The sequence below is a fragment of the Poseidonibacter sp. genome (assembly GCF_041821165.1).
Classification (GTDB): Bacteria; Campylobacterota; Campylobacteria; order Campylobacterales; family Arcobacteraceae; genus Poseidonibacter.
Window position 1 is genome coordinate 1 of the sequence record NZ_JBGUES010000163.1, and the last position, 5,310, is coordinate 5,310.

Here is a 5,310-nt window from a genome sequence, read left to right on the forward strand (position 1 = left end):
ATCATACACTAGATACAGGAAGCCAAGAAAAGAAATATGTAGCTCCTGTTAAAAAACCTAGAAAACCAAAAATCACTAAGCTTAATAAAAAAAGAAAAGCTAAAATAGCTGATAAAAAAGCTTTTGAAAAAAGAAAAGCAGATAAGAAAAAGAAAGAGAAAAAGAAATCAAAATTAAAGAAAAATCATAATAAATAGATTTTATCTTTAATTTTTCAATGAAAGGGCTAGCTTAGAAGCTTTCCCATTCATCATCTGAAGAAGTGTTTGAAACAACTTTTGTTGCTTGAACTTTTTTAACAGGAGTTTTACTTTCTACACTATTTGTACTTTTAGTATTAGAAGTTCCTCTTTTCCCTATTTTTATCTCAATACCTGATGATCTATTTAAATCTATAGTTTTACTTTTTATCGTATCTTTTCCTATAAACTCTTTTTCATTTGCTGATGCTACAACTAATTTAGCAATCTCATCTGTTTGTTCTGCAATACCATGTGTTGTATTAGATATAGCAACATTTTGTTGAGTTTGTTGATCTAATTGTGTAACCGCATCATTAATTTGTTCAATTCCAGATTGTTGTTCTTTAGAAGCTTCTGCAATTGTATTAATAGTTTCAGTTGTTTTAAGAATACTTTCATTTAAGGCTTCATAACCTTTAATCATTTTATCCGCACCATCTTTACCTGCATTAGTTTTAGCTGTTGCATTTTCAACTAATGATTTAATCTCTTTTGCAGCTTCTGCTGATCTACTTGCTAGGTTTCTTACTTCTTGTGCAACAACTGCAAATCCTTTTCCTGCTTCTCCTGCTGTTGCAGCTTCAACAGCAGCATTTAGTGAAAGAATATTTGTTTGGAACGCAATTTGATCAATTACTGTAATTGCATCAGCAATTGCTTCTGTTTGACTATTAATTTCATTCATTGCATTAACCGTTGATGCTGCTAACTCTTGACCTACTTTAATAGATGCTGATAATGTATTTGAATGATTAGCCATTTCAGCAATACTATTTGTATTATTAATAATTGTACTTGTAATCTCTTCTAATGCAGCTGCTGTTTCTTCTAGGGCTGCTGCTGTTTCTGTTGAGTTTTTATTTAAAGTATCAACATTTTCTAATAAAATATCTGAACTTGCATCTAAAGTAAGTCCATTCTCTTTATTTTCAGCAAGCATTTGATTAATAATTTTTGCTAAATCATTAATTGCAATTGAAATTTCACCTGTTGCATTTACAATATTATCTCTAAAGTCAAGTTTTCCATAATTTGATAATGTTTTTAAAATAATATTAGTATCTTTTCCAATATTTCTTTCAAGATTATTTAACATTTCATTTAACTGACTTTGTAGTTTTTGTAAAGATTCATTTTCTGTACTTTTTTCAACTCTAAAAGTTAAATACCCATTTTTAACTTGTTCAACAACTCTAGTAACATCTGCAATCAATGCATCATCTTGTTCTATTAAAGATTTTGTTTTTACAACATTTTTATTAATAATTTGAGCCATTTTACCAATTTCATCATTTGAAGAATCATCTAAATGTTCAACATCTGATCTCTCTTTATTAATATATTTAAAGAAATTCAATAATCCATCTTGAAATGCTTCTAATGGTTTAAAGATTGCGATATTTGAAAGCCATGCCATTAATACAGCTAATAAAATCATAATAACAAAAATAATAATACAATTTCTTATAATTACATCCATTATTTGATTCGCTGTTGTTTTTTCCATCTCTGCTATTTTTGCTTCAATATTATCTACATAAACACCAGTTCCTATAATCCAATCCCATTGCTCAAATTTTTTAACAAAAGAGATTTTTGGTTGAGGAGTATCTACGCCTGGTTTTGCCCACATATAGTTAACAAATCCACCATCTTTTTTTGCATTCGCAGCTTTTACGATTTCTCTATATACATATTTTCCAGTAGGATCTTTTAAATCATACATACTTTTACCGTTTAATGATTCATTTGTTGCATGCATTACAACTACGTGTTTTGAATCATTAATCCAGAAATATCCATCTTTACCGTAACCCATATTTTTAATTGCAACTAGCGCTTCTTCTTGTAGTTTTGCACTTACATTATCAACATACTCACCTGTACCAATTACCCAATTATATGGCTTAAATAATTTTACAAATGATACTTTATCTTGCGGTTCATCAAAACCTGGTTTTGGCCAAACATAATCTACAAATCCAGAATCAGACTTTTTTGCAACTTGTGCAAATTCATAAAATATTCTTTTCCCACCCTTGTCTTGATAGTTAGATAAATCTTTTCCATCAAGTTGTGGTTTAAATGGATGCATTATAATATTAGCATCAGTATCATTTATCCAAAAATATCCAGATTCACCATACCTAGTAGTTTTTACTGTATTTTTAATAAGCTCTTTCAATTCATCTTCAGGAAGTACTCCATGATACTTTTTATATTCTCCTTCAATGATTGATAAAAGAAACCCTGTTTGACCTTTTAAATAAGATTGTACTTCAGCTTTTACTTTATCTTTTGCAGTTCTAGCATGATAAGATTCTACTGTCTTCATAGCTAAAGATACATAGTTTTCTAACTCTTTTTGTTTTGAAGAGTAAGCATCTGATTTGAATTTTGCAATTACAGCATCTGAGGTTTCTTGTAAAGAAACAACTGATTGTATAATCATTGCAAGTGAAACAATAACAATTGAACTAATTACAATAATTAGTAATTTAGCCTTTATAGATATTGATTTAAGCATTTTTTTCCTTTTTGATATAAATAACAAAATTACTTGTTATATTGGTGTAGTCTTATATCTTTTATTTATACGTTTATAATACTATTGATACATATTATAATCCAAAGATAAAGAACAATTTTAAGCCATGAAGTGTACTTCATTACAATTTGTTACAAAAGTGACAAACATGTTCTATAGATATTATATTCAAAAATTATATAATTCTTGGTAAAGTTATTTCAAAATATTTTCTTTATAACAAATGATAATTCTTCTAATAATCTATTCTTATCTTTAGGTAATGTTCCAGCTAGTGGCAAGATATTTGAAACATGGTTTGATCTAAAAATAACTTTATTTAATGGATTTAATAATGATATAAATTCTATTTGTTCTTCTAACATCTCTTTTTCATTTAACTCTTGGAATTCATCTTTAAAATTCTTTATAAATTTTTGTTTTGTATGAGGTTCTAACATTAATTGTAAAGTAGAAAGATATGTTATATTTACTTGATTTATTAAATTAGCACTTGCAGTTATATGCTCTTTTGAATACTTTTTACCAGCAAGTCCTAAAATTACAGTTGCAGATATTTTTAAATTGGCTTCATATGCTTTATTTAATCCATCAATCATTTTTTTATTTGAAATTGGTTTTTGTATCTTTTTTAAAATATCAAATGAACCACTTTCTATTCCATAATAAATTAAAGTTAAACCTTTACTTCTTAGTAGTTTTAATTCATCTAAAGATTTATCATACAAATTAAAAGCAGATGCATATAAAGAGACTCTTCTTAACTTTGGAAATTTCAAATATGCATAATCAATAATTTTTATTAAATGCTCAGTACTTAAAGATAAAGCATCGCCATCTGCTAAAAAAAGTTTATTTGAATCATTATAATATTTTGATATTTTATCAATATCTGAGAAAACATCTTCTAATTTTCTAATTACAAAATTCTTTGATTCATACATTGTACAAAAGCTACATTTATTATAACTACAACCTAATGTAGCTTGAATAATAATAGAATTTGCTTCAGCAGGTGGTCTATATAATGGCTGATGATAGTTAATCAATTAGTCAATTCTCCTAATATTTCTTTTTTATTTATTAAAAACCAACTTTTTGGTAGATTATTTATTGACTTGTTTGCCATAAATATTATTGAGCAAAGCATTGCCCTTGCACTTGTATCACCACCTGCTTTTGCATTTTCTATTAACATATCTTTTAAATTATCAAATTTTGTTAAAAGATGGATTACTCCACAAAATCCTTCTGAAATATCACAAGCTGGACCAAAATCTCTAATACTTGTAAAAGTATCTGCATCTTTAGAATCTACTCCTTGTTTTACAAAATCTTGAATAGTTTTATCAAAAAGACTTTGTACTTTTAATAATGATGTTTTAATATCATTGCCATCAAGAGCGTCTAGTAAAACCATTGCAAAAAACCTTGAAGCAATAATTGCTTTTTTTGAGTTATGAGTAACTTTTACAAATTTTTCTACATTTTGTAAAAATTCTTCTTTTGAATTTGACACTTTTAATAATGGAGCAATCCTTCCAATAATTGATAAATCACTAGAATTAGAACCACATGGAAAGACATTATTTTCAATATTTTCCAATGTATTTCTACTTGAACCATCAACATAACCTGTATATGAACTCATTTGTTCTTGCCAATATTTCATATACTCTTTTTCATCAAATATATGCTTATCTTCTAAGAATTTATACAGCCATAAAGTATGATCACCATAATGTGTAAAATCACCTTTTTGTTTTCCTTTATGCCAAATAGCAAGTGGTGAATTTAAATCATTCCAATCTAAGTCATTTTGTGTCAATTGCTTTTCATCATATACCCAATGAGAACCAAGACAATAGGCATCTGTTATTAAAGATATTAATACTAATTCATCTATTTTCTTTTGACTAATCATTTTTTATCCTCATTTTTTATTTATTCCAATTTTTATAATTTGTAAATGCCGGTACTTGATGTTTAAACTCTTCTTTATCAAATGAATAAGAAAAAGAGTCTATATATTTGCATAATAAATCATACGAGTGTTTTAATTCTAAAAACTTTTCTTCACTGCCATCGGGCATATCAGGATGATATTTTTTTGATAATTTTAAATATTTTTGTTTTAAATTTTTTTTTGATGTTCTTGTTAATATGCCAAACATATCAACAGCCTTTTCAAACTCTTCATAATCCATAAAGAAACCCTTTTTTATGTGATTATCTATTTTACAATATTTAACCGTAATTAGAAGATAGTTTTTGTATTATTTAAAAAATATAAAAGGATTTTTTATGATTTATACATTATATCATGTGCATGACCCTATGTGTTCTTGGTGTTATGCCTTTAAACCAACACTTGATGAATTAAGAAAAAAACTTAATGATAATATAAAAATAGTTCATGTAGTTGGAGGTCTTGCTAAACATACAGATGAGCCAATGCCACAAGAACAAAAAGATACAATTGAAAATATTTGGTATGAAATTGAAGAAAAAATTGGAACA

Annotated in this window: 5 protein-coding genes and 2 pseudogenes; 2 read left to right on the plus strand and 5 right to left on the minus strand. The window is 26.9% G+C overall.

The genetic code is table 11. The features are described 5' to 3' along the window. On the plus strand, positions 1–197 hold a 197-nt coding region (locus ACERKK_RS10915; RefSeq protein ID WP_373773108.1), incomplete at its 5' end, for a hypothetical protein. A gap of 34 nt (positions 198–231) precedes the next feature. Here ACERKK_RS10915 and ACERKK_RS10920 read toward each other — a convergent pair. The 5 genes and pseudogenes from ACERKK_RS10920 to ACERKK_RS10940 form a co-directional block, all read right to left on the minus strand. Further along, positions 232–1,749 carry a methyl-accepting chemotaxis protein gene (locus ACERKK_RS10920; RefSeq protein WP_373773112.1) on the minus strand — a complete coding sequence of 506 codons (1,518 nt, stop codon included), beginning with the start codon at positions 1,747–1,749 and terminating at the stop codon, positions 232–234. A 3-nt stretch (positions 1,750–1,752) separates the two neighbouring features. Then, a pseudogene (locus ACERKK_RS10925) lies at positions 1,753–2,769 on the minus strand (cache domain-containing protein); the annotation flags it as partial. A 221-nt stretch (positions 2,770–2,990) separates the two neighbouring features. Beyond that, positions 2,991–3,839: a radical SAM protein gene (locus ACERKK_RS10930; protein ID WP_373773109.1), complete on the minus strand. Its 849-nt coding sequence runs from the start codon at positions 3,837–3,839 to the stop codon at positions 2,991–2,993. Continuing rightward, positions 3,836–4,714: an ADP-ribosylglycohydrolase family protein gene (locus ACERKK_RS10935; protein ID WP_373773110.1), complete on the minus strand. Its 879-nt coding sequence runs from the start codon at positions 4,712–4,714 to the stop codon at positions 3,836–3,838. Before ACERKK_RS10935 ends, ACERKK_RS10930 begins: the two co-directional genes overlap by 4 nt. A 16-nt stretch (positions 4,715–4,730) precedes the next feature. Then, a complete protein-coding gene (locus tag ACERKK_RS10940) occupies positions 4,731–4,997 on the minus strand; it encodes a DnaJ domain-containing protein (RefSeq protein WP_373773111.1) in 267 nt (88 codons plus the stop codon). Between the two features lie 97 nt (positions 4,998–5,094). Between ACERKK_RS10940 and ACERKK_RS10945 the strand changes: the two are divergent. Then, positions 5,095–5,310, plus strand: a pseudogene (locus ACERKK_RS10945) (DsbA family protein); the annotation flags it as partial.

Excerpts from the sequence above, each read along its gene's own strand:
- ACERKK_RS10935 (WP_373773110.1), bottom strand. The coding sequence starts at position 4,714 with ATGATTAGTCAAAAGAAAATAGATGAATTAGTATTAATATCTTTAATA.
- ACERKK_RS10920 (WP_373773112.1), bottom strand. The coding sequence starts at position 1,749 with ATGGAAAAAACAACAGCGAATCAAATAATGGATGTAATTATAAGAAAT.
- ACERKK_RS10940 (WP_373773111.1), bottom strand. The coding sequence starts at position 4,997 with ATGGATTATGAAGAGTTTGAAAAGGCTGTTGATATGTTTGGCATATTA.